The organism is Gemmatimonadota bacterium (assembly GCA_016714015.1).
GTDB lineage: Bacteria > Gemmatimonadota > Gemmatimonadetes > Gemmatimonadales > Gemmatimonadaceae > Pseudogemmatithrix.
This window is the reverse complement of record JADJNZ010000010.1, coordinates 158,730-181,807: the sequence shown is the minus strand read 5'-3', so window position 1 is coordinate 181,807 and position 23,078 is coordinate 158,730. Positions and strand designations below refer to the sequence as shown.

Annotated in this window: 21 protein-coding genes and 1 pseudogene; 3 read left to right on the top strand and 19 right to left on the bottom strand. The window is 70.8% G+C overall.

What is annotated here, in order from left to right:
* From IPJ78_18205 to alaS, 4 genes are all read right to left on the bottom strand, one after another.
* The coding region (locus tag IPJ78_18205) for an SDR family NAD(P)-dependent oxidoreductase (protein ID MBK7908476.1) at positions 1-607 on the bottom strand (607 nt) is incomplete at its 3' end.
* Complete coding sequence (locus IPJ78_18200; protein MBK7908475.1) at positions 604-1,173, bottom strand: SIS domain-containing protein; 570 nt, start codon at positions 1,171-1,173, stop codon at positions 604-606. The genes IPJ78_18205 and IPJ78_18200, both read right to left, overlap by 4 nt.
* Positions 1,170-1,487: a hypothetical protein gene (locus IPJ78_18195; GenBank protein MBK7908474.1), complete on the bottom strand. Its 318-nt coding sequence runs from the start codon at positions 1,485-1,487 to the stop codon at positions 1,170-1,172. Before IPJ78_18195 ends, IPJ78_18200 begins: the two co-directional genes overlap by 4 nt.
* Positions 1,484-4,183 carry an alanine--tRNA ligase gene (gene alaS / locus IPJ78_18190; protein MBK7908473.1) on the bottom strand — a complete coding sequence of 900 codons (2,700 nt, stop codon included), beginning with the start codon at positions 4,181-4,183 and terminating at the stop codon, positions 1,484-1,486. The genes IPJ78_18195 and alaS overlap by 4 nt, the downstream gene beginning before the upstream one ends.
* 201 nt (positions 4,184-4,384) lie before the next feature.
* Here alaS and IPJ78_18185 point away from each other — a divergent pair.
* From IPJ78_18185 to IPJ78_18175, 3 genes and pseudogenes are all read left to right on the top strand, one after another.
* Positions 4,385-5,077 (top strand): annotated as a pseudogene (locus IPJ78_18185) (hypothetical protein).
* 133 nt (positions 5,078-5,210) lie between these two features.
* Positions 5,211-5,792 (top strand): SDR family NAD(P)-dependent oxidoreductase, encoded by a 582-nt coding sequence (locus tag IPJ78_18180; protein ID MBK7908472.1) that lies wholly within the window; start codon positions 5,211-5,213, stop codon positions 5,790-5,792.
* A 17-nt stretch (positions 5,793-5,809) separates the two neighbouring features.
* The gene (locus tag IPJ78_18175) at positions 5,810-6,283 is read left to right on the top strand and encodes a polysaccharide biosynthesis protein (protein MBK7908471.1); all 474 of its coding nucleotides are present in this window, start codon (positions 5,810-5,812) and stop codon (positions 6,281-6,283) included.
* Here the strand turns inward: IPJ78_18175 and IPJ78_18170 are convergent.
* The 15 genes from IPJ78_18170 to IPJ78_18100 form a co-directional block, all read right to left on the bottom strand.
* On the bottom strand, positions 6,274-6,975 hold the full coding sequence (locus IPJ78_18170) for a DUF3575 domain-containing protein (GenBank protein ID MBK7908470.1): 702 nt from the start codon (positions 6,973-6,975) through the stop codon (positions 6,274-6,276). The genes IPJ78_18175 and IPJ78_18170 overlap by 10 nt on opposite strands.
* Before the next feature lie 36 nt (positions 6,976-7,011).
* Positions 7,012-7,650 carry a regulatory protein RecX gene (locus IPJ78_18165; GenBank protein MBK7908469.1) on the bottom strand — a complete coding sequence of 213 codons (639 nt, stop codon included), beginning with the start codon at positions 7,648-7,650 and terminating at the stop codon, positions 7,012-7,014.
* A 205-nt stretch (positions 7,651-7,855) separates the two neighbouring features.
* A complete protein-coding gene (gene recA, locus IPJ78_18160) occupies positions 7,856-8,896 on the bottom strand; it encodes a recombinase RecA (protein ID MBK7908468.1) in 1,041 nt (346 codons plus the stop codon).
* 334 nt (positions 8,897-9,230) lie between these two features.
* Positions 9,231-9,593, bottom strand: a complete 363-nt coding sequence (locus tag IPJ78_18155; protein ID MBK7908467.1) for a YraN family protein — start codon at positions 9,591-9,593, stop codon at positions 9,231-9,233.
* 165 nt (positions 9,594-9,758) lie between these two features.
* The gene (locus tag IPJ78_18150; GenBank protein ID MBK7908466.1) at positions 9,759-9,992 is read right to left on the bottom strand and encodes a helix-turn-helix domain-containing protein; all 234 of its coding nucleotides are present in this window, start codon (positions 9,990-9,992) and stop codon (positions 9,759-9,761) included.
* A gap of 140 nt (positions 9,993-10,132) precedes the next feature.
* The gene (locus tag IPJ78_18145) at positions 10,133-12,700 is read right to left on the bottom strand and encodes a cell division protein FtsK (GenBank protein ID MBK7908465.1); all 2,568 of its coding nucleotides are present in this window, start codon (positions 12,698-12,700) and stop codon (positions 10,133-10,135) included.
* Between the two features lie 83 nt (positions 12,701-12,783).
* Positions 12,784-13,497: a 2-phosphosulfolactate phosphatase gene (locus IPJ78_18140; protein MBK7908464.1), complete on the bottom strand. Its 714-nt coding sequence runs from the start codon at positions 13,495-13,497 to the stop codon at positions 12,784-12,786.
* Positions 13,498-13,556: 59 nt separating this feature from the next.
* On the bottom strand, positions 13,557-15,134 hold the full coding sequence (locus tag IPJ78_18135) for a serine/threonine protein kinase (protein ID MBK7908463.1): 1,578 nt from the start codon (positions 15,132-15,134) through the stop codon (positions 13,557-13,559).
* Between the two features lie 441 nt (positions 15,135-15,575).
* Positions 15,576-16,925: an acetyl-CoA carboxylase biotin carboxylase subunit gene (accC, locus tag IPJ78_18130; protein MBK7908462.1), complete on the bottom strand. Its 1,350-nt coding sequence runs from the start codon at positions 16,923-16,925 to the stop codon at positions 15,576-15,578.
* On the bottom strand, positions 16,926-18,128 hold the full coding sequence (locus IPJ78_18125; GenBank protein MBK7908461.1) for a type IV pilus twitching motility protein PilT: 1,203 nt from the start codon (positions 18,126-18,128) through the stop codon (positions 16,926-16,928).
* The gene (gene accB, locus IPJ78_18120; protein ID MBK7908460.1) at positions 18,121-18,654 is read right to left on the bottom strand and encodes an acetyl-CoA carboxylase biotin carboxyl carrier protein; all 534 of its coding nucleotides are present in this window, start codon (positions 18,652-18,654) and stop codon (positions 18,121-18,123) included. The genes IPJ78_18125 and accB overlap by 8 nt, the downstream gene beginning before the upstream one ends.
* Positions 18,655-18,677: 23 nt before the next feature.
* On the bottom strand, positions 18,678-19,772 hold the full coding sequence (locus IPJ78_18115) for an aminopeptidase P family protein (protein MBK7908459.1): 1,095 nt from the start codon (positions 19,770-19,772) through the stop codon (positions 18,678-18,680).
* Positions 19,769-21,022, bottom strand: a complete 1,254-nt coding sequence (hflX, locus tag IPJ78_18110; GenBank protein MBK7908458.1) for a GTPase HflX — start codon at positions 21,020-21,022, stop codon at positions 19,769-19,771. The genes IPJ78_18115 and hflX overlap by 4 nt, the downstream gene beginning before the upstream one ends.
* A 221-nt stretch (positions 21,023-21,243) precedes the next feature.
* Positions 21,244-21,705, bottom strand: coding sequence for an LEA type 2 family protein (locus tag IPJ78_18105; GenBank protein ID MBK7908457.1), 462 nt, complete (start codon positions 21,703-21,705; stop codon positions 21,244-21,246).
* Positions 21,705-23,057, bottom strand: a complete 1,353-nt coding sequence (locus IPJ78_18100; GenBank protein ID MBK7908456.1) for a replication-associated recombination protein A — start codon at positions 23,055-23,057, stop codon at positions 21,705-21,707. Before IPJ78_18100 ends, IPJ78_18105 begins: the two co-directional genes overlap by 1 nt.
* Positions 23,058-23,078 lie beyond the last annotated feature (21 nt).

The window sequence follows — 23,078 nt, the reverse complement described above, 5'->3', positions numbered from 1 at the left end:
CCGCGAACGGCAGCACGCACATCTCGGTGTCCACCCACCCCGGCGCGACCGCGTTCACGGTGATCCCGCGCTTGGCGAGCTCCACCGCCTGCCCCTTCACGAACGAGATCATCGCGCCCTTGCTCGCCCCGTAGTCCGCGTGCATCGACTCGCCGCGCTGGCCGGCCGTGCTCGAGATGTGCACGATCCGACCGCCGTCGCCGAGCACCCGCGCCGCCGCGCGCGAGACGAAGAACATCGCGTCGACGTTCTCGCGCATCGTGCGGTGCCAGCGCGCATCGGTCATCTCGTGCACCGGCACCTCCTCCGGCGGCCAGATCCCGGCGCTGTGGATCACGAGGTCGAGCCCGCCGAGCCCCGCGACCGCCGCGGCAATGAGCGAATCGGCACCGGCCGCCTCACCGAGGTCCGCCGCATGCGCGAGCACCGTCGGCCCCTTCCCCGAGAGCCGCGCCACGATCGCGTCGGCGTCCGCGCGCCGCGACCGGTACCCGACGCAGACCGACGCGCCGAGGTCCACGAGCAGCTCGGCCGCGGCCGCGCCGATCCCGCGCGTCCCGCCCGTGACGACGGCCCGCTTTCCCTTGAGCGAGAAGAGCGCGCTCATCCGGCCACCTCCGCGTCGATCACGTCGCAGATCGCGTGCTGGATCGCCAAGTGGATCTCCTGCGCCCGGTCGGTGCGCTGCGTCGGGACGACGAGGCAGAGGTCGGCCATCCCCTTCACCTTCCCGCCGTCCTTCGCCGTGAGCGCGATGCTCCGCATTCCCAGTCCCTTCGCCGTCTCGATCGCCCGAAGGCAGTTGGGCGAGTTGCCGCTCGTGGTGTGCACCATCAGGAGGTCCCCCGCGCGGCCGAGGGCCTCGAGCTGGCGGCTGAAGATCTCGTCGAACGAGAAGTCGTTCCCCGCCGCCGTGAGGATCGACGTGTCGGTCGTGAGCGCGATCGAGCGGAGGGGACGGCGCTTCCGCTGGTAGCGGACGACGTACTCCGTCGACATGTGCTGCGCATCGGCGGCGCTGCCGCCGTTGCCGCAGAAGAAGATCGTGCCGCCCGCGAGCGCGACCTCGCGCGTGATGGCGGTGGCCTGACGGATGCCGTCCGCGAGCTGGTCGGCCGCGCGGGTCGCGGTCTCCGAGAGTTCGCGCAGGTGCGCGACCGGATCGATCGTCATGCGAGCACCGCGTGCGCCAGCCGCTCCATCGTGGCCTTCGCGTGCGCGCCGAGCGAGGCCGGATCGTCGGCCGCGGCCTCGAACGCCCAGGTCACGCACGCGTCGGCGGCGAGCAGGTCGAGCGCACGGTCGCGCGCCGGACCCTCGCCCTCGCGCAGCACCTCCCGCAGCAGCACCTCCGCCGCCTCCACGAGCGCCTCGGCGACCGGGGCCTTCCCCCACTCCGGGTGCGCGTCGAGGACCTCGCGCACCCGCGCGACGAGCCGCTCCGGTGCCTCCGGCTTCGCGGCCGCGATCCAGACGGCCGTGCTCACTTCGCTGACCCCAGCATCGCGCGGATGACCTCGCCCGCGACCGCCGGCATCGTGCCCACCTGCTCGCCCGTCACGCCCGCCTGCGCCATGTGATCCTTGCCGCCGCCGCGGATGCCGGTCTTCGCCGCGAGCGCCTTCACGATGCCGCCGGCCGTGATCCCCTTCGCCCGCAGGTCGTCGGTGACCACCACCACCAGCCCGCCCTTGTCCTCGCCGAAATCGGCGACGAGCGCGCCGACCCCGCTCCCGAGCTTCTCGCGCACCACATCGCCGAGCGCCTGGAGGTCCTTCATCGCCTCGGCCTTGACGACCTTCGAGAGGAACGCGATCCCGTTCACCGACTCCGCGCCCGCGGTGAGGTCCCCGCCCTGCGCGCCGCCGCCCTTGAGCGCCTCCTCGAGCTTCTTCTCGAGCGCGCGCTTCTCGCCGAGCAGCGCATCGAGGCGCTTCGCGATCAGCTCCGGGGAGACCGCGTTGACCTTGAGGCGTTCCGCGATCTCGCCGAGCGCCTTCTCCTTACCGCGCAGGAACTCGTACGCGCCGCGCCCGGTCACCGCCTCGATGCGCCGCACACCCGCCGCGACCCCGCTCTCCGATACGATGCGCAGCAGCGCGATCTGCCCCGTGTTGCGGACGTGCGTGCCACCGCAGAGCTCGACCGACAACCCCGGGATCTCCACCACGCGCACCACGTCGCCGTACTTCTCGCCGAAGAGCGCCATCGCCCCGGAGGCGATCGCCTCCTGGTACGGCTTCTCCCGCGTGGTGACGTCGACGTTCGCCCAGATCCCCTCGTTCACCAGCTGCTCGATCCGGTCGAGCGCCTCGGCCTTGATGGGACCGTGATGCGTGAAGTCGAAGCGGAGGCGATCCGGCGCGACCAGCGAGCCCGCCTGATGGACATGCTCGCCGAGCACCTGACGCAGCGCGGCGTGCAGCAGATGCGTGGCCGTGTGGTTGCGCTCCGTGTCGTGGCGGCGGTCCGACGGGACCCGCGCCTTCACCATCTCGAACTTCGGCGTGCCGCTCACCGTGCCGATCGCCGCGACGCGCCCGTCCAGCTTGCGCACCTCCTGCACCGCGACGCGCCAGCCGGTGCCGACGATCTCGCCCTGGTCGCTCACCTGGCCGCCCGACTCGGCGTAGAACGGCGACTCGCGCAGCATCACCGCCACCTGGCCGTCCTCGAGGGTCTTCACCGCGGTCACGAGCGACTCGACCTCGATCGTCTCGTAGCCGACGAACGCCGCCGCGGGCGCGACGCCCTTGGCCGTCTCCCAGGCCGCGAGGTCCCGCAGCTCGTCCGCCGCGACCGTGAGCTTCCGCGCCTTGCGATCGTCCTGCGACTGCTTGCGCTGCGCGTCGAGCGCCGCGTCGAAGCCCGTCATGTCCACCGTGTAGCCGCGCTCGGCGGCCATCAGCGCGGTGAGGTCGATCGGGAAGCCGAAGGTGTCGTAGAGCTTGAAGGCGTCCTCGCCCGTGATCGTCCCGTGCTTGCCCGCGGGGGTGAGTTCCTCGAAGCGGGTCAGGCCGCCCTCGATGGTCGCGAGGAAGCGCTCCTCCTCCGCCTTGGTCGTGTCGAGGATGTGCTGGCGCCGCTGCTCGAGCTCGGGGAACTGGCCCTGCATCCCCGCGATGACCTGCTCGACCACGTGCACGAGCGTCGGCTGCCGACGGCCGAGCAGCCAGGCGTGCCGCACCGCGCGGCGCAGGATGCGCCGGAGGACGTAGCCGCGCCCCTCGTTGCTCGGGAAGACACCGTCGGCGAGGAGGAAGCTCACCGCGCGCGCGTGGTCGGCGAGCACGCGATAGCTCGCCGAGTCGGCGCTGGCGTAGGCGTACGGCTTGCCGACGATCCGCGCGACCGTCTCGAGGAGCGGCGCGAAGAGGTCCGTGTGATAGTTGTTCGCGACGCCCTGCAGCACCGCCGCGATGCGCTCGAGGCCCGCCCCGGTGTCGACCGACGGCTTCGGCAGCGGCACGAGGGTGCCGTCCGTCTGCCGGTCGAACTGCATGAACACGAGGTTCCATATCTCGAGGAAGCGGCCCGCCTCGGCGCCCTCGACGAAGGCGTCCTGCGAGAACTCGGTGCGCGCGGTGTCGGTCCACTCGCCGCTCGCGCCCGCCGGGAAGGCGAAGTCCTTCGCCATGTGCGCGAGGTCGATGTAGATCTCGGTGCACGGGCCGCAGGGGCCGGTGTCGGCCATCTGCCAGAAGTTGTCCTTCTCGCCGAGACCGTAGACGCGACTCGCCGCGATGCCCGTCTCCTTCACCCAGAGCTGCCGCGCCTCGTCATCGTCCTTGTAGACGGTGACGCGGATGTGCTCGGTGGGGATGCCGAGGTCCTTGGTGACGAACTCCCAGGCGAAGCGGATCGCGTCGCGCTTGAAGTAGTCGCCGAAGGAGAAGTTGCCGAGCATCTCGAAGAAGGTGTGGTGCCGGGCGGTGTGCCCCACCTGCTCGAGGTCGTTGTGCTTGCCGCCCGCGCGGACGCACTTCTGGGAGGTCGTGGCGCGGCGATTTCCTTCCGGCGGGGGCTCCTGGCCGAGGAAGACCTTCTTGAACTGGACCATGCCCGCGTTCGTGAACAGCAGGGTCGGGTCGTCGCCCGGCACGAGGGAAGACGACGGGCGGACCGCGTGCTGCTGGCGGGCGAAGAAATCGAGGAAGCGGCGGCGGATTTCGGAGGCATGCATATCATTGTAAAATAAGGTGTTGCATCCACGCGGCACAACGCCGAGATTGGCGGTGTCACGGGAAGAACATCGGGCGGGTAACGGCGTACGACAGTCGTGCTCCTCGCCCGCCCGTGCCCACTGGTCGGCGCGGTCCCAGCGCATCCCCCACCCCACAACGTGCTCCGTCGTTCCACCGTCCGCGGGCCCCGCCAGGACCGCATGACCCGAATGCGCAACCGGCACTTCCTGGCCCTCGACATACTCGGGCTGGCGGTCGTGCCCTTCGTGGTCCTGACGCTCCGGTTCGAGGGCTTCGCGTGGCCGGCGGGGTACGGTGAGACGGTCCTGACCTACGCGGTGTTGACCCTGCCGGTCCGCATCATCGTTGCGTGGCGCGGTGGGCTCTACAGCTGCATCTGGCGACACGCGAGCGTGGTGGAGCTGGAGCGGATCCTCACGGCGGGACTGGCGGCCGCAGCCCTGAACTTCGCGATCGGCATCGGGATGCGGGAATGGCTCGCGCTCACGCCGCACCGCATGCCGTATTCGGCCCTCGCCCTCGATGCGATGCTGTCGATCGCGGTGCCTCGTCGCCCCCGACTCGGCGCGCGCTTCCAGGCGCGCCGGCGGCGTCGCGCGCAAGGGGTCCGCACGATCGTGGTCGGCGCCGGTTCGGCGGGGCAGCTGATTGCGCGGGAGGCCGTCGCGAGCGACCGCGCGAACTTCCAAGTGGTCGCGTTCGCGGACGATGACCCATCGAAGCTCGGCCAGTTGCTTCACGGGATCAAGGTCGAGGGGCGGGTGGATGACCTGCCGCGGATGATCCGCGACCTCGGGGCGAAGGAGGTCATCATCGCGATGCCGTCGGCCCGCGGCACCCTGGTGCGCCGCATCGTCGAACTGGCCTCGCAGGCCGGGGCGCGCACCGCGCACCGTCCCGAGTCTCGCCGACCTCGTCTCGGGGAACATCGAGTTCACGGCGCTGCGCCCGGTCGAGATCCAGGACCTCCTGCGCCGCGCCCCCATCAAGACCGACATCACGGCCGTGAAGTCCCTCGCGGAGGGGCGGACGGTCCTCGTCACCGGCGCCGGCGGCTCGATCGGCTCCGAACTCTGCCGTCAGATCGCGGCGCTGCAGCCCTCACTGCTCGTCCTGCTCGACCACTCCGAGAATCAGGTCTTCGAGATCGAGGGCGAACTCCGCCGCCGCAATCCGACGCTGAAGGTCTCGCCCGTGATCGCCGATGTCCGGGACCAGTCACGGATCCGGATCGTGTTCGAACGCTTCCGGCCCTTCGCCGTCTTCCACGCGGCCGCGCACAAGCACGTCCCGCTGATGGAGGAGAACGTCGTCGAGGCCATCACGAACAACGTGATGGGAACGCGGAACGTCGTCGAGGCGGCGATCGAGTCGGGGGTGACGCACTTCGTGCTGATCTCCACGGACAAGGCGGTGCGCCCGACGTCGATCATGGGCGCCACCAAGCGGCTCGCGGAGATCCTCGTGCGCGTCGCGGCGGCGCGCGCCTCCCGCCATTTCGTGGCCGTGCGCTTCGGCAACGTCCTCGGCTCGCGCGGCTCGGTGGTCCCGACCTTCCTGCGCAGATCGAGCGCGGCGGGCCGGTGACGGTGACGCATCCCGACATGCGCCGCTTCTTCATGACCATCCCGGAGGCGGTGCAGTTGGTCCTGCAGGCGGGCGCACTCGGGGCCGGCGGGGAGCTCTTCGTCCTCGACATGGGCGACCCCGTGAAGATCGCCGACCTCGCGCGAGACCTCATTCGTCTCTCCGGCCTGGAGGAAGGCGAGGACATCGAGATCAAGTACACCGGCATCCGGCCCGGCGAGAAGCTCTACGAGGAGGTGCTCTTCGGGGACGAGGACGTCCGCGAGACGGCGCATCCGAAGGTCATCCGCGTGCTCGCGGCGGACCCTGACGCCGACCTCGAGGGGCGCATCGATGAACTCATCCGCCTGGCCACGATCGCGCAGGCCGAGGAGGCGCGCTTGCGCGACATGATCGTCGAACTGGTCCCAGACTTCCACGTGCCGGAGCGTGGTCCCGAGGTCATCGCGCTCCGGGCGCGCATCTCGGGCGAGCATCGCCGCTACCAGTAGCGCCAACTCGCCCGGTAACCCCCCCCCCGCCCCCCCCCCCCCCCCCCCCCCCCCCCCCCCCCCCCCCCCCGGCCCCCCCCCCCCCAGCGGAGCGGCACGCTCAGGTTGAGCCCCGTGCGGTACGGCACGAACTCCCCGCTCACGTTCCAGAGCCGCGCACCATCGTAGCGCCGCCCCGTCGCGCGGTCGTAGCCCTTGTAGAGCGACTGGACCGTGCCCGCGCCGAGGTAGGCCTCGACCGTGCGCCCGCCACGCAGCCGCCAGACGTGGCCGACGCTCGCGCCGGCGAGGAGAGCGCCACCCTCCTGATATAGCGTGGTGTCGCGGTAGAACGGCTTCTGGAGGCGAAAGACCGCGGCGCCGACATGCCACGCTGCGTACCACCCGGTGCGGGCCGGGCGACGATAGAGGCGCCACTCCGCCGTCCCGACGGCGAACTGCAGCGGATAGCCTTGGACCGAACGCCACGGCGAGAGCATCACGTCCCACTGGAAGCTCCGCCTCGCGTCGCGCAGCGGTCGTTCCACCCCGAGCATCGGGATCCCGAGCAGTGAGGATGCGCCGACCTTGAGGAGCGCCGGCGATCCCGCGGCCGGCGCCGCCTCGGCCCCCTGCGCGCGTAGGCTCGACGCCCCGAGTCCGGAGACCCCGACGAGACCGGCCAGCAGCGTTCGAATCGTCCGCGCGCGCATGACGGGTATTCTATCGCCGCGGAGGGCGTCCGCGCCTCACCGGGGCAGCAGTTCCCTCGCCACCCGCGACGCCACGCCGACCCCGAACCCGCGCCGCACGAGCCACCCCGTGAGCCGGCGCCGCGCCACCTCCGGCTCGAGCCGCGCGAGCGAGCGCAGCCGCTTCTCCGCCGCCGCGCGCACCGTCGCCACCTCGCGCTCCGCCGCTGACAATGCCCCCTCCGACTCCTCGTCGGCCGCGGTCTCGAGCTCCCGCATCACCTGGTCGATGACGGGCCGCGGCACGCCCTTGCGGCCCAGTTCGGCCACCACGCGCCGCGGGCCGAAGCCCTTGCCGCTCGCACGGGAGCGGGCGAACGCGCGCGCGAAGGCGAGGTCGTCGAGCAATCCCAGGGCCGTCAGGCGCTCGAGTGCCGCCACGATCGCCGAGCGCGGGTGCTCCCGGTCGGCCAGCCAGCGCTCCAGATCCTTCGCGCTCCGCGCGCGCCGGGCAAGCGCGTCGAGCGCCTTGTCGTAGCACGCCGTCATCGCGGAGGCCTCGACGAGACGGGCGAGTTCCGGCGCGTCGAGGAGCCGTCCGACCCGGAGCTTGAGCTCCGCGATGGTGTCCACCGAGACCGGCGCGACCGCGACCCCCGCGACCTCGACCGCGTACCGCCCCGCGCGCCGCGCCACCTCGCGGATGGCCGTGACGGGTCCCGGAACGGGCTCCGGAACGGGTGTCGGGGGCGGACCCGAGTGGAACGGCGGGGATTCCGGGCCCCGACGACTCACCACAGATCGCACCCCCGACTGAACCACGATGGAGGCGGAAGGATGAAGGATGAAAGTGCGAACACTCCCGGTCCTCGCTCCTGCCGATGCTCTATTGTCCCCTGCCCTATTCGTCCGTCTCCGACTCGGCGACCGCGACCTTGTTGATCCCGAGCACCGTCTTGACCTTCTCCTCGACCTCGGCCATCACCGCCGGGTTGTCCTTCAGGAACAGCTTCGCGTTCTCGCGGCCCTGCCCGATCCGCTGCGTCCCGTAGCTGTACCACGCCCCCGACTTCTCGATGATCCCCGACTCGGCGCCGATGTCGACGAGGAGCGAGGTATGCGAGATCCCTTCGGCGTACATGATGTCGAACTCCGCCTGCTTGAACGGCGGCGCCACCTTGTTCTTCACCACCTTCACGCGGACGTGCGACCCGATCACGTCCTCCTTCTCCTTCACCGGGCCGATGCGGCGGATGTCCAGCCGCAGCGACGCGTAGAACTTGAGTGCCTTGCCGCCGGTGGTCGTCTCGGGGTTGCCGAACATCACCCCGATCTTCTCACGCAGCTGGTTGATGAACACCACCGAACAGTTCGAGCGGGCGATGGCACCAGTCAGCTTGCGAAGCGCCTGGCTCATCAGACGGGCCTGCAGACCCACGTGCGAGTCTCCCATCTCCCCCTCGATCTCGGCCTTCGGCACGAGCGCCGCCACCGAGTCGATCACGATCACGTCCACCGCCCCGCTCCGCACCAGGATCTCGCAGATCTCGAGCGCCTGCTCCCCGGTGTCCGGCTGCGAGACGAGCAACTTCTCGACATCCACGCCCAGCTTCGCGGCGTAGTCCGTGTCCAGCGCGTGCTCGGCGTCGATGAACGCCGCCGTCCCACCCTGCTTCTGCGCGTTCGCCACGACGTGCAAGCAGACCGTCGTCTTGCCGCTGCTCTCGGGACCGTAGATCTCGGTGATGCGCCCCCGAGGGATCCCACCCACGCCGATCGCCGCATCGAGGTTGATCGCCCCGGTCGGGATCGCATCGATCTTCACCCGCATCCCTTCGGCGCCGAGCTTCATGATGGCGCCCTTGCCGAACGACTTCTCGATCTGTGAAACCGCGAGTCCCAGCGCCTTCGAACGGTCTGCCTGCTGTGCGGCGGTCGCCATCACTGCCTCGATTGGTGCTGCCTGTAGCGCCGGCATGGCCGACTCGTGAGAGGGAATCTACCCCGCCAGTGGTGCGGGGCCATCCCGAACGAACTGCGAACGAACGCGGGAACCGCGGACACCGAACAAATTGCGAAAACGACGGGACTTCGCAAGGGCGAGGCATCTCCGCGCACCAGTCACTTATCCACATCGCCGCTCGATCACCTTCCTGTTTGTCAACAAAGCACGCAAGTCACTCACAATACACGACTTGCAGTGTTGAACGCATGTGCGGAACGCGTGGATACCCGTGGACGACCGCCTGGGAGTCCACAGCCGCTCCGCCGGCCCCTCACACCCGGAAGGCATCCTCGACGTGTTTGACCAACACCCGTTCGCCATCCAGCAGCACCCCGACGACATCGAACCGGTACGACTCCTCCGCCCGTCCGTGACGGTCGATCCAGACGTGCGCGCTCTTCACGAGTTCGCGTTGCTTGCGATGGTGCACGGCCTCGACCGGATCGCCGAACGCCGCGCCACGCCGCGCCTTCACCTCGACGAACGCGACGAGCGCATCGCGTTCGGCGACGAGATCGATGTCGCGACGGCCGTTGCGGAAGCGGCGGTACACGATCCGCCATCCCTTGCGCGCGAGCCATCGCGCCGCGATGCGCTCACCGAGTTCGCCGAACCGCTGGTTGTGTGTCGACATGGCGCGAACCTAGGGGCTGGACGCGCAACGATCCGCATCGGCGCGTTGCGCACCGGTGCGGATCGTTTCGCGGAGCAGCCATCGACCGTCGCGCGACTCCACGGGCCGTCGCGGCCGCCTCCGAGTCCGTCGTGCTCGACTCGGAGGCGCTCCCGCGTCCGGCGGTCAGACGCCGGCGAGCACCCGCTCGGACGGCTCCGCGGCGTCCTGGTAGCCCGCCTTCGTCGCCGCCTCGATCGCCTGCTCGCGCAGCTTGCGGTGCAGCGTGCGGACGTGGATGCCGAGCAGCGCGGCGGCGCGCACCCGGTTGCCGCCCGTCTTGGTCAGGGCGTGGCTGATGGCGATGCGCTCGAGCTCGTCGAGGTTCAGGGTCGGGATCTGCGGAAGGGTCGTGTACATGTGCCTTGGGGTTCGGGAAAGGACCGATGAACAGCGGTGGCGAGCCTGGTGGGGGTGAGCCCGTGACCGATAGCTAGCGCCTGCCGTTCCGCCCTCCAAGACACTCTGTCACAGTGTGTGTGACACTCCGTCCCGCCCCCTCAGGCCGCGTGCCGCTCCCCGGCGATGCGGTCGATGTCCTCGAGCCCGATCAGCACGTCGCGCGGCTTGGAGCCGTCCGGCGGCCCCAGCACTCCCGCGAGGTGCAGCTGGTCGATGATCCGCGCCGCGCGCCCATAGCCGATCTTCAGCCGGCGCTGGAGCAGCGAGGTCGATCCCCCCTGGTGCTGCACGCACACCTCCGCCGCCTCGCGGAAGAGCTTGTCGCGGTCGCCCTGGTCCTCGGCCGACTCCTCGCCGCCACCGGCCTCGGCAGCCTCCATCGCGCGCACCTTCTCGAGGATGTCGCCCTCGCCGGTCGCCACCTCGTCGATCGGGATGAGCCCCTGCGCCTCCATCGCCGCCTTCCGGGCCTCCTTCCGCTCGGTGTACCAGAGCATGAGGCGCTCGGTGTCGTCGTTCGAGAGGAACGCGCCCTGCAACCGCGCCGGCTCGCTCTTCCCCGGCGGGATGAAGAGCATGTCGCCGTTGCCCAGCAGCGACTCGGCGCCCATGCCGTCGAGGATCGTGCGGCTGTCGATCTGCGACGCCACGCGGAACGCGATCCGGCTCGGGAAGTTGGCCTTGATGAGGCCGGTGATGACGTTCACCGACGGCCGCTGGGTCGCGAGGATGAGGTGGATGCCGATCGCGCGCGCCTTCTGGGCGAGCATCGCCAGCGGCGTCTCCACCTCGGCGGCGCAGGTCATCATCAGGTCGGCGAGCTCGTCGATGACCACGACGATGTACGGGAGGATCCCGCCCGTGTAGTCGCGGTTCTCGAAGCCGACGTTCGGGTCCTTCGGCTTCCGCAGCGTCGCGCCGTTCCGGACCTTCTGGTTGAAGTCCTGGATGTTGCGCGCGCCGTTCTCCGCCAGCAGCGCATAGCGCTCCTGCATCTCCATCACCGCCCACTTGAGCACCGCCGCCGCATCGCGGTTGTCGGTGACGACCTTGTGGCGCAGGTGCGGGAGCACGTTGTACACGCTGAGCTCGACCATCTTCGGGTCGACCATCAGGAAGCGCAGCGTCTTGGGCGTGTGCCGGTAGATGAGCGAGGTGACGATGGTGTTCACGCAGACCGACTTGCCCGAGCCGGTCGCGCCGGCGATGAGCAGGTGCGGCATCTTCGCCAGGTCGGCGATCACCGCGCGCCCCTCGAGGTCCTTGCCGAGGGCGATCGGCAGGGCCATCGGCTTGTTCTGGTAGTCGGCGCTCTCGAGCATCTCGCGGAACGCGACCATCTCGGGATTCGGGTTGGGCACTTCCACGCCCACGGCCCCCTTCCCGGGGATCGGCGCGACGACGCGGATCGACGGCGCGCGCATGGCGAGCGCGAGGTCGTTCGCGAGGTTCGCGAACTGGCGCACCTTCACGCCCGGCGCGGGCTCGATCTCGTACTGCGTGACCGTCGGCCCGCTCGTGCGACCGGTGAGCACCCCCTCGACCTTGAAGGTGCGCAGCGAGTCGATGAGCTTCGCCCCCATGGCGTCGAGCTGGGCGCGCCCGGCCTCGAGATTGCGCTCGGGCGCCTTCGTCAGGAGGGTCGGGCTCGGGAGTTCGTCGGGATCGAGGAGCGAAGCGCGAGAGGTCGCGGGTGCGGTGCGAGGCTTGGACGCGGTGGCGCGAGGGACAGCGGTCGCGGGGGAGTGGGACTCCTCCTCGCCCTCCCCTTCTGCCTCCCCCTCCGCTTCGCCCTTCTCCTTCTTCCCTCGCCCAGGCTTGAGCGCCGCGACGGGTGCGGGAAGCGCATCCTCGCTCCTCACCACCTCGGCTTCGGGCTTCGCCGTGAGCCCCATCAGCCCGAGGTCGACCTCCGGCATCTCCTTCGCGTCCGGCTCGAGCGACTCGGCCTTGGTGAGCGCCGCCGGATCGGTGGCACTGACGGGCGGCTTCGTGCCCACGGCCACGATCGCGCGGAGCGGATTCCATCCGAGGGTGACGGCGGTGAGCACGCTGACCGCGATGACGATGACGAACCAGGCGCCGCCGCGTCCGAGGGCTTCGGCGAGATAGTACCCCGCGAACGATCCCCAGAGTCCCGCGAACGGATCGCCGCTGCCGGCCGGGACCGAGCCGAGGCGCGCGAGTCCGGCCGCGACGGGCACGATGAGCACGAGGCCGATCGGGAAGAGATCGAAATGCTGACGCGACGACTGCTCGAGACGGCCGAGCAGGCGGAGGGCGCGCACGGCGGGGATGAACGGCACGACGATCGCGGCCAGCGCGCCGACGAGGCCGAGGATGGACCAGCGGATGCAACCGCCGACGGGACCGAACGCGCCGCCGGCCGCCGTGCAGGACTCGAACGATCCGGGCGCATGACCGAAGAGGAGCGCCCCCGCGACGAAGAGCGACCCGACGAGCAGGACGATGCCCATGATCTCGCGCCGCAGCCCGGACGGAGCGGGCGCAGGCGCGGACGTGGCGGCAGGTGTGCTGGTCCGCACGGAACCGCGCGTCGCCTCAGCGGCGACGGGCTCGGGCTTCCGCGCGCGCGTGCGGCGCGGGGCGGGCGCGAGCGGCGAATCGAGCAGGAGCGGGTCTTCCTGGGGGAGCTTCCGCGGCATCGGTCTCGGGGGTGCTGGGGGACATATCCGAGACGATTCGGGTGGCCTTCGGGATACGCTTCTGCGCGCGTTGCCCGCCGACCCTATGACGCGCGGAGCCGGTTCGCACTCGCCCGCCGGGGCACGGTGTCGAACGCCCCGACACGGGCGGCGAACTCCAGGTCGGCGCCGAACCCCGCGGCGCGCAGCGTGGCCGCGTGCGGCGCCTGCTCCATCACCGTGCGCGGGTCGCGTCCGGCGCGCGCCCACTCCGCGCAGGCGCGCTCGGTGGCGACGTCGATCACGATGCCGCCGATGGCGGTCGCGATGGCACCGGCGCAGGCGACGTCCTCGAGCGCCTGCTCCCCCTCCTGGCCGCACGCGATGAGCGCGACGGGCCGGCCCGCGAGCCGCTCACCCTCGAGCGCGCGCAGCACGGCGGGCAGGTTCACGAACGCCCCGACGATGACCGCGTCGGCCTCACGGGCCGCGAGCAGGCCCTGGGTCCCGTTGGTGGTGGTCGTCACGACGCCAAGCCCCTGCACGCGGTCGGCGGTGTACTCGAGCGGCGAGTTGCCGGCATCGAACCCGGGCAGCGCGACATTGCCGCGTTCGCCGCCGAGCACGATGCCCGCGCGCCCGAGCGTCGCCGCGTGCGAGCGTGCGTCGTCGGGCGTGGCGACGGCATCGACCCACTCGGCGCCATTCGTCAGCGCGGTGACGACGACCGTCGACCACCGGAGCACATCGATCACGACGGCGGCGTGCCCCCGCAGTTCGGTCGGATTGACGTCCTGCCAACGGAGGTAGGTGCGCATGAGTACCGAACGTGCGTCGCCGGCCGGCGGTGCCCACCGCGCGCGTGAGGCGCGGTCGATCAGGGATTGCGCGGCGGGACGGCCGTGCGGCGGCCATCCTTGCGAGCGCGCAGGAGTGCGGCCGCACCAGGGCGGAGCGCGGGTCGGGTCGGCTGCGTCGCGGGACGGGTCGGCGCGGGACGCGCGGCCGCGGCGCGGCGGACGGAGTCGGCCCGCGCGACGGAATCGGCCTGCGCCTGCGCCACCACGCGCGCCACCGAATCGGCACGCGCGATCGAGTCGACCCGGGCGAGCGAGTCAGCGGTCGCGGCGGCCGCGGCGCTTGCGAGGGACGCGCGCTCGAGCGAATCGCGCAGGGCCACCGAATCGACCAGGAGGGCGGCGGGAGCCGTTGTGTCGATCGCGGAGGCCGCACCGAGTCCGAGCAGATCCGGCCGGAGGACGGCGGTCGCGCCACCCACGCCGACGAGGAGGGTGAGCGCGGCGATCAACGGCATGCGCGACCGGGATGGCGCCGGCACGCTCACCCGTGTCTCCGGCACCGCCGCGCGATCGGTACGTGAAGGACGAATGCCCGGCACGGGCGTCGTGGCCGCGAGCTGCGCGGCGCTCGCCCCCGCGCGCGCGCCGACACTCGCGCTCCCACGCGGCGGCGGCGTGACCGCGGGCCGCGTCCGCACCTGCGGGATGGGACTCAAGGGCACGTTGATCTGCGGCTGCTGCATCACGCCCGTCCGCGCCAGCTCGATGATCTGCGTCCGGACCTGCACTTCCTGCGTCGGCGAGATGGCGCCGAACGCGAGCACCGCGTCCTCGAGCGTCGCGAAGCGCTCCTCCGGCTCCTTGGCGAGCATCCGCGAGATGCAGGCCGCGATCTCGGCCGGGACCTCGGGGCGCGCCTGCCGCACGTCGGGCACCTCGTCGAACAGGTGGCCGCGCATCACCTCGGCCACGGTGTCGCCCGTGTAGGGTTGCGTCCCCGTGAGGAGTTCGTAGGCGACGATCCCCAGCGCATACTGGTCCGCCGCCGGCGAGACCGGCCGCCCGTGGAACTGCTCGGGCGACATGTAGTACGGCGTGCCGATGAGCGAGCCGGTGACGGTGAGCCCCTTCACGTCCCCCTGCTTCGCGATCCCGAAGTCGGTGACGACGAGCCAGCCGTCCTGGTCGAGCATGAAGTTCGCCGGCTTCACGTCGCGGTGGATGACACCGCGCGTGTGCGCGTAGTGCAGCGCCTTCCCCGCCGACGCGATGACGCTCTGCACGAAGGGCACCGACTGCGGCCCCTCGTCGCGGATGACGGAGTCGAGCGAGCGGCCCTCCACGAACTTCATCACGAAGTACGCGAGCTCGGGATCGTCACCGACCGCGAGGATGCCGATGATGTGCGGATGATTGAGCGCCGCGGCGACCTTGGCCTCGCGCTTGAAGCGTTCGACGTTGTCCGCCGACGTCATCAGCGCCGGCGCCATCACCTTGATCGCGACCTTCCGGTCGAGCGCGAGGTCGAGGGCGAGGAAGACGCTCGCCATCCCGCCCTGCCCCAGTTCGGCGTAGACGTCGTAGCGCCCGATCACCGCCCGGCGCAGCCGGTCGATGAGCGGTTCGGTCCCCGACGATGTCCACGTCTGCGTCATCCGATGCTCCTGAGGTGCCGATGGCCACGCGCTCCCCACATGATACAGGACGCGTGAGCGAGCGGCGAGTCCCGCGTCAGAGTTCGTCGGCGAAGCGCCGCGCGATGGCCCGGCGGTACCAGCCGGCGCACCCCCAGGAGCGAGCCCACCCGGCAGATCCGTCGCCCGCTCGGCACTGCGGACCGCCCCGGAGCCGCTCGCGCGAGGGCGTGCTGGGCGTGGAGGAAGCTGGCGAGGGCACGCCGCCGAGCGGGGCGAGCCGAGGCGCAGGACCGGTGAGCGCGGCCCGCCCCCCGCCCCCCCGCGCGCAGCCCCGTCGGCCTCGCGGTCCCGCCGACGCATCCGCCGCTCGCGAGGGCCGCGCCCGAGGGCCCGCACGCAGCCACGACAGCCCGCGGGCGACCGGCCGCCCGGCCCCCCCCCGCGCGCGGCCGCGGCGGGTCATGCGAACAGGTCGGCCCCTTCCTGCTCGAGGAACTTCGTATGGACGTCGCCCGCGACGAACTTCGGGTGATCCATGAGCGTCCCGAGGAACGGGATCGTCGTCGTCACGCCCTGGATGATGAACGTCTCGAGCGCGAGGCGCATCTTGGCGAGGGCTTCCTCGCGGTCGCGGCCGTGCACGATGAGCTTGGCGATCATCGAGTCGTAGTACGGCGGCACCGAGTAGCCCGCGTACGCGTGCGTATCGACGCGGATGCCGTTCCCGCCGGGCATGTGGAAGACCTCGATCCTCCCCGGGCTCGGCTGGAAGTTGCGCGCCGGGTCCTCGGCGTTCACGCGGCATTCGATGACGTGCCCGCGCAGTTCCGGCGTCTTGAGCTCGCGCATCGGGAGCCCGGCGGCGACGCGGATCTGCTCCTTCACGAGGTCCACGCCGGTGAGCATCTCGGTGACCGGATGCTCCACCTGGATGCGCGTGTTCATCTCCATGAAGTAGAACGACCCGTCCTGGTCGAGGAGCATCTCGATGGTGCCGGCGCCGACGTAGTCGATCGCCTTGGCCCCCTTCACCGCCGCGGCGCCCATGCGCTCGCGCAGCTCCGGCGTCATCACCGGACAGGGCGCTTCCTCGACGAGCTTCTGGTGGCGGCGCTGCACGGAGCAGTCGCGTTCGCCGAGGTGGATGACGTTGCCGTGCGTGTCGCCGAGGATCTGGAACTCGACGTGGCGCGGGCGCTCGAGGTACTTCTCGACGTAGACGGAGCCATTGCCGAAGGCGCTGAGGGCCTCGGAGCGCGCGAGCTGGAACGAGCGGGCGAAGTCGTCGATGTCGCGCGCGACGCGCATCCCCTTGCCGCCGCCGCCCGCCGAGGCCTTGATGATCACCGGGAAGCCCATCTTCTCGGCGATCGCGAGCGCCTCGTCGACATCCTCGACCGGGCCCGGCGAGCCGGGCACGACGGGCACGCCGTTGGCGATCATCGCGGCGCGGGCGGCGGACTTGTCGCCCATCGTGCGGATCTGGTGCGGCGTCGGGCCGATGAACGTGATGCCGCTCGCGGCGCAGGTCTCGGCGAACTCGGCGTTCTCGGCGAGGAAGCCGTAGCCGGGATGGATGGCGTCGGCGCCGGTGATCTCGGCGGCGGCGATCAGGCGCGGGATGCGCAGGTACGAGTCGCGCGCCGGCGCCGGTCCGATGCAGACGTCATCGTCAGCGAACCGGACGTGGAGCGACTCGCGATCCGCCTCGGAGTAGACGGCGACGGTCTCGACACCGAGTTCGCGGCAGGCGCGGATGACGCGCAGCGCGATCTCGCCGCGATTGGCGATGAGGACTTTCTTGAACACTTAGCGTGCGCCCTGGTTGACCTGGCTCCAATCGCCCTCGGACGACCCGGCGATGCCCTGCACGCGCAGGGCGAACTCGCTGGGGCTCGTCGACGCGGCGAGTGCGGATTCGTAGGAGATGACGCCCTGCTTGTACCAGTTGAGGAGCGACTGGTCGAACGACTGCATGCCGTACTGCACCGTGCCCTCGCGGATGAGTTCCGGGATCGACAGGGCCTTGGTCGCGTCGCGGATGTTCTCGGAGACGGCGGCGCTGTTGACGAGGATCTCGGTGGCCGGGATGCGCCCCGCCTTGTCGGCGCGCGGGACGAGGCGGAGGCAGATCACGGCCTGCAGCGCGGTCGAGAGCTGGAAGCGGATGTCGGCCTGCTCGTGCGGCGGATAGAACGAGAGGATGCGGTTGATCGTCTGCGTCGCGTCCATCGTGTGGAGCGTCGAGAAGACCATGTGCCCCGTGTCGGCCGCCTTGAGCGCGATCTCGAGCGTCTCGAGGTCGCGGATCTCGCCGATCATGATGATGTCGGGGTCCTGCCGGAGCACGCGGCGGAGCGCCTGGGCGAACGAGGTGGTGTCGGTCCCCACCTCGCGCTGGTTGATGTGGCACTTGATGTCGCGATGGAGGAACTCGATCGGATCCTCGATCGTGATCACGTTCGCGTGCTTGTTCTCGTTGACGTACTGGATCATCGACGCGAGCGCGGTCGACTTGCCCGATCCGGTGATGCCGGTGACGAGCACGAGACCGCGCGGGCGCATCGCGATCTCCTTCAGCACGCCCGGGAGGTTGAGCTCCTCCATGCTGAGCGCCTGGAAGGCGATCGCGCGGAAGGCGTAGGCGAGCGAGCCGCGCTGCTGGTAGACGTTCACGCGGAAGCGGCCGACGCCGGGCACGCCGATCGCGAAGTCGGCGTCCTTGGCCTCATCGAACTCGCGCCGCTGCTTGGGCGGGATGATCTGCTCGCCGATCGAGCGCAGGTCCTCGGGGCGGAGCGCCGGGAGATCCATCGCGACGAGCTCGCCGTTGAGTCGCATGGTGGGCGCGCGACCGATCTTGAGGTGCAGGTCGGACCCGCCCTGCTGGGCCATCGTCTGCAGCACGAACTTGAAGTTGTACGGCGGCGCGGCCGCGGCGCCGGCCGCGGGCGCGGCGGCGGGTGCGGCCCCTCCCGCGGGCTGCGCCACGGTCTTGCGCGGCTCAGCCATTCGCCTGCACGCGGAAGAGCACCTGGCCGTACTCCACGGGATGCGCGTCGGTCGCGTTCATCTCGACGACGGTCCCCGAGACCTCGCTCTCGATCTCGTTCATGATCTTCATCGCCTCGATGATGCAGAGGACCTGGCCCTTCTTGATCTGCTGGCCGACCGAGACGTAGGGCTTGGCGCCGGGCTCCGGCGCGCCGTAGTAGGTCCCGACCATCGGGGACTTCACGTCGGTGAGATTGCCGCCCGCGGCCGGAGCGGGTGCGGCCGCGGCGGCCACGGGGGCGGCCGCCGCCGCGGCAGGCGCAGGCGCGGGCGCGGCGGGGGCGGTGCGGCGGCGGGGGCGTACTGCATGACCCCGCGCGCGGTCGGCGTCTTGCTCAGCCGGATCCGCATGCCCTTGTCGGACGAGATCTCCATCGAGTCCACCGTGGACTCGTCGAGCATCTCGAGCAGCTTCTTGACGTACCGAAGATCGATCATTGGAGGCAGAAGTGAGTTGTGAGAGGGGGATGGATGACGGTTCCATCGCATCCGCCTTCCTGCTAGGCCCTACAACTGCAACAGCTCCCGCGTGAATCCCGTGAGGATCTCGGGGCCTTCGCTGCCGAGGACGACGTCGTCCTCGATGCGCACCCCGCCCCACCCTTCGAGATAGATCCCCGGCTCGATCGTGACGACCGCGCCGGTCGGCAGTGGCGTCTCCGCGGTCTTCGCCAACCGGGGGGCTTCATGGATCTCCAACCCGATCCCGTGCCCCAACGAGTGCCCGAAGGCGTCGCCGAAGCCAAGGCGGTCAATGTAGTCCCTCGCGAGCGCGTCGGCATCCCGGCCGCGCATTCCTGCCCGAACGAGCGCCGAAGCGCTCCCGTTGGCTTCCCGAACCGCGGTGTGGACCTCCAGCTGCCGTGCGGTCGGCGGCGCGCCGACGACGAAGGTCCGCGTGATGTCCGAGACGTACCCCGCGTGGATCGCCCCGAAGTCGAACAGGAGGAGGTCCCCCTTCGCGATCGGCTGGCGCGAGGCGCGCGCGTGCGGCAGCGCCGACCGGGCGCCGGCGGCGATGATCGTCTCGAACGCGAAGCCCTCGCTCCCGGCCGACCGCAGCTCGTGCTCGAGCCGCCCCGCCACCTCCAGCTCCGTCATCCCCGCCCGCACGTGCGGGAGCGTCGCGCCGAGCGCGTGCTCGGCGATGCGCACGGCCTCGCGGATCCGCCCGATCTCGTCCTCGTCCTTCGACTCGCGCAGCACCTCGACCAGGTTGATCGCCGGGCGCCAGAGCCAGCGCGACCCCTCGCTCGCGGCGTCGAGGAAGCGCGCGGCGTCCTGGTGCGTGACGTGCGCGCTCTCGAACGCGAGGACCTTCGTCGCCGACTGGTCGCCGAGCACCTTCCACAGCCGCGTCCAGAGGGACGAGGACTCGATGACCACGCGGACCTCCGGCGCGACCTCGGTCTTCACCTGCGTCGCGTACCGGAAGTCGGTGAGCAGCACGCACTCCGACGGCGTGACGAGCACGAGTCCGTTCGACCCGGAGAAGCCGGTCAGGTACCGGATGTTCGGGAGCGCGCTGACGAGCAGCGCGTCGAGGCCGCTCGCCGCGAGCGACTGCCGCAGGCGCGCGAGGCGCCCGGCCGACGCGCTCACGGGCGCGTCGCCCCGCCCCGTTGGAGGCGCCCGAGCGATGCCGCGTCGAAGCGCCCGCGGATGCGCAGCACCCCCGCCTCGTCATCCGCCTCCGTCGAGAGGACCTCCCCCACGCGGTGCGCCTCGGCGATGAGGCGCCCGTCGGTCATCGGCAGGAGCAGCTCGACCTCGGCACGACGCTGACGATGGCGCTCGCGGAGCAGGTCGCGCAGCGGCTCGAGCCCGGCGGGCTCGGCCGCCGACGTGAAGATCGATCCCGGCGCGAGGTTCTCGATGCGCGCCGAGAGCGCCTCGCGCACCTCGGGCAGCAGCCGGTCGGACTTGTTGAAGACGTAGACCATCGGCACGTCCTGCACGCCGAGGTCGGCGAGGACGTCATCGACGACGAGGCGCTGTTCCTCCCACGAGGGATGGCTCGCGTCGATCACATGGAGGAGCAGGTCGGCTTCGCGCACCTCCTCGAGGGTCGCGCGGAAGCTGGCGACGAGGTGGTGAGGGAGCTTGCGGATGAAGCCGACGGTGTCAGTGAGCAGCACCGACTGGTGATCCCCGAGATCGACCTCGCGCGTGAGCGGGTCGAGGGTCGCGAAGAGCCGGTCCTCGACGAAGACCTCGGAGGCCCCCGAGACGCCGCGGAGGATGGAGCTCTTGCCCGCGTTGGTGTACCCGACGAGCGAGGCGCGGAAGGCCCCGGTGCGTCCCGCGCGCTGCTGGTGCCGCGCCTTCGTGACCTCCTCGAGCCGATCCTTGAGGAGCTTGATCCGCTGGCCGACGAGGCGACGGTCGGTCTCGAGCTGCGTCTCGCCGGGACCGCGCACGCCGATGCCGCCGCGGAACTTCTCGAGGTGCGTCCACATCCGCGTCAGGCGCGGGAGCGAGTACTCGAGCTGGGCGAGTTCCACCTGCATCCGCGCCTCGGCCGAGCGGGCGCGCACCGCGAAGATGTCGAGGATGAGCTCGGCGCGATCGATGACGCGCTTGCCGAGTTCGCCCTCGAGGTTCTTGCCCTGGGCGGGCGAGAGCTCATCGTCGAAGATGACGAGCGTGGCGTCGTGCGCCACGAGCATCGACTTGAGCTCCTCCACCTTTCCGCGCCCGATGTAGGTGGACGGGTCCGGACGGTCGAGCTGCTGGGTGAGGGTGCCGACGACGAGCGCGCCCGCGGTGTCCGCGAGCCGCTCGAGTTCCTCGAGGTGTTCGGAGACGTGATGCCGCGCGTTGGTGCGCTTGATGGGCGCGCCGACGAGGATGGCGCGCTCTTGGGGCGCGGAGAGCTCGATCAGGGAGCGGATGGGAGGCGCGCGGAACGAGGGGAAGGAGCGAGGGATCAGGGAGAGGTCCCAAGCGCGAGGGCGAGGGGAAATGTAATCCCAGGGACCCGCGCCGACCTTCTCCCTTCCCTCCCCTTCGACTTCACTCTTTCACTTCCTGCCTCGACTCTCGCTCCTTCCCCTCGCTCCTCCTTGGAAGTTCACCGGAACGAGTCGAGCCGCCCCTGCCCCGAATAGGGCCGGGTGATGCTGCCGATCGGCGTGACCATCGTGAACGCGCCCGTGACGCGGTAGTCGAGGCTGCCGCGCAGCGCGAACTTCTGCATCGCCTTCTGCACGGCGGCGAAGGTGAACTCCACCGGCACCACGACCTCGGAGTGCCCGAGGTTCGACAGCGTCATGAGCCGCTCGATCTCGCCCGTCGCGATCTGCGCCGAGTCGACGAACACGGTGTAGCTGATGCTCCGGGCGTCGATGCGGTAGTCGTTCGGATTGTAGACGTCGAGGATCACGTCGAGCGAGCCGCCCTGCAGGCCGACGCCCTTCACGCGCACGTCCTTGACCTCGACGACCGGATTGGCGAACGCCTGGCGCGCGAGCGTCTTGCACCCGGCGATCGTCGCCACCGAGACCAGCGCGAGTCCCATCATCCAACGACGCATCATCCGTCCTCCGGCAGGGGAGCCTGTGCTCCCGGGTTGGTCGACTGGGCCTGCTCGTGGCGGTCGCGCAGGGCGCGCCACCACGCAAGCCGCTTCTCCACTTCCTTCTCGAATCCGAACGGGCCGGGCACGTAGAACTCGCGCGCGCGGAGCTCGTCCGGAAGGTAATCCTGCGGCACGTACGCGCCCGGCGCATCGTGCGCGTACTGATACCCGGCGCCATACCCCAGTTCCTTCATCAGGCCGGTCGGTGCGTTCCGGATGTGCAACGGCACCGCGGCCGCCGGCGTGGCGCGCGCGGCGTCGAGCGCGGCCTTCCACGCCACGTAGACGCGGTTCGACTTGGGCGCCGTCGCGAGATACACCGCCGCCTCGGCGAGGGCCAGGTCCCCCTCGGGCGAGCCGAGGAAGTGGAAGGCGTCGCGGGCCGCGATCGCGACCTCGAGCGCGCGGGGATCGGCGAGCCCCACGTCCTCGGCCGCGAAGCGCACCGTGCGGCGCGCGATGTAGAGCGGATCCTCCCCGCCCTCGATCATCCGCGCCAGCCAGTAGAGCGCGCCCTGCGGATCGGAGCCGCGCAGCGCCTTGTGGTAGGCGGAGATGAGATTGAAATGCTGCTCGCCCGACTTGTCGTAGCTCGCGACCCGCTGCTGGAGCGCGTCGGTGATGAGCCCGCGCGAGATGTGTCGTGCGCCCGACGCATCGGCGTCCGCCGCCTCGGCCAGCACCGCCGCCGCGTCGAGCACGGTCAGGGCGCGGCGCGCGTCCCCGTCGGCCTGTTCGGCGAGGAGGGCGCAGGCATCGTCCACGAGGACCAGTCCGCGACCGCCGAGTCCGCGATCGGCGTCGTCGATCGCCACGCGGAGGAGTTCGGCGATGCTCTCCGCCCCGAGCGGCTGGAGCACGAAGACGCGCATGCGCGAGAGCAACGCGCCGTTGATCTCGAAGCTCGGATTCTCCGTCGTCGCCCCGATGAGCGTGAGGAGACCGCTCTCCACGTGCGGCAGCAGGGCGTCCTGCTGTCCGCGATTGAACCGGTGGATCTCGTCGACGAAGAGCACCGTGCGCGCGCCGAGCGCGCGGCGCTGTTCCGCCTCGCCGACCAGTTCGCGGATGCGCGGCACGCCGTCGGTGACCGCGCTGAACGGCACGAACTCGCCCTCGACATGGCGCGCGACCAGGCGGGCGATGGTCGTCTTGCCCGTGCCCGGCGGCCCCCAGAGAAGGATGGATCCGGTCTCGCCGGCCTCCATGGCGACGCGGAGCGGCTTGCCCGGCCCGAGCAGGTGCGACTGCCCGACGACCTCATCGAGCGTCCGCGGGCGTAGCCGCGACGCGAGTGGGGCGCCCATGGGACGCTCGAACAGCCCCGG

Bases quoted from the DNA above. Each gene is read 5' to 3' on its own strand.
- IPJ78_18170 (MBK7908470.1), bottom strand. From the start codon at position 6,975: ATGCGCGCGCGGACGATTCGAACGCTGCTGGCCGGTCTCGTCGGGGTC.
- IPJ78_18105 (MBK7908457.1), bottom strand. From the start codon at position 21,705: ATGCGTCGTTGGATGATGGGACTCGCGCTGGTCTCGGTGGCGACGATC.
- accB (MBK7908460.1), bottom strand. From the start codon at position 18,654: ATGGAACCGTCATCCATCCCCCTCTCACAACTCACTTCTGCCTCCAAT.
- alaS (MBK7908473.1), bottom strand. From the start codon at position 4,183: ATGCATGCCTCCGAAATCCGCCGCCGCTTCCTCGATTTCTTCGCCCGC.
- IPJ78_18175 (MBK7908471.1), top strand. From the start codon at position 5,810: ATGCGCCGCTTCTTCATGACCATCCCGGAGGCGGTGCAGTTGGTCCTG.
- IPJ78_18140 (MBK7908464.1), bottom strand. From the start codon at position 13,497: ATGCGCACCTACCTCCGTTGGCAGGACGTCAATCCGACCGAACTGCGG.
- recA (MBK7908468.1), bottom strand. From the start codon at position 8,896: ATGGCGACCGCCGCACAGCAGGCAGACCGTTCGAAGGCGCTGGGACTC.
- IPJ78_18125 (MBK7908461.1), bottom strand. From the start codon at position 18,128: ATGGCTGAGCCGCGCAAGACCGTGGCGCAGCCCGCGGGAGGGGCCGCA.
- IPJ78_18155 (MBK7908467.1), bottom strand. From the start codon at position 9,593: ATGTCGACACACAACCAGCGGTTCGGCGAACTCGGTGAGCGCATCGCG.
- IPJ78_18135 (MBK7908463.1), bottom strand. From the start codon at position 15,134: ATGACGCAGACGTGGACATCGTCGGGGACCGAACCGCTCATCGACCGG.
- IPJ78_18145 (MBK7908465.1), bottom strand. From the start codon at position 12,700: ATGCCGCGGAAGCTCCCCCAGGAAGACCCGCTCCTGCTCGATTCGCCG.
- IPJ78_18200 (MBK7908475.1), bottom strand. From the start codon at position 1,173: ATGACGATCGATCCGGTCGCGCACCTGCGCGAACTCTCGGAGACCGCG.
- IPJ78_18100 (MBK7908456.1), bottom strand. From the start codon at position 23,057: ATGGGCGCCCCACTCGCGTCGCGGCTACGCCCGCGGACGCTCGATGAG.
- IPJ78_18150 (MBK7908466.1), bottom strand. From the start codon at position 9,992: ATGTACACGACCCTTCCGCAGATCCCGACCCTGAACCTCGACGAGCTC.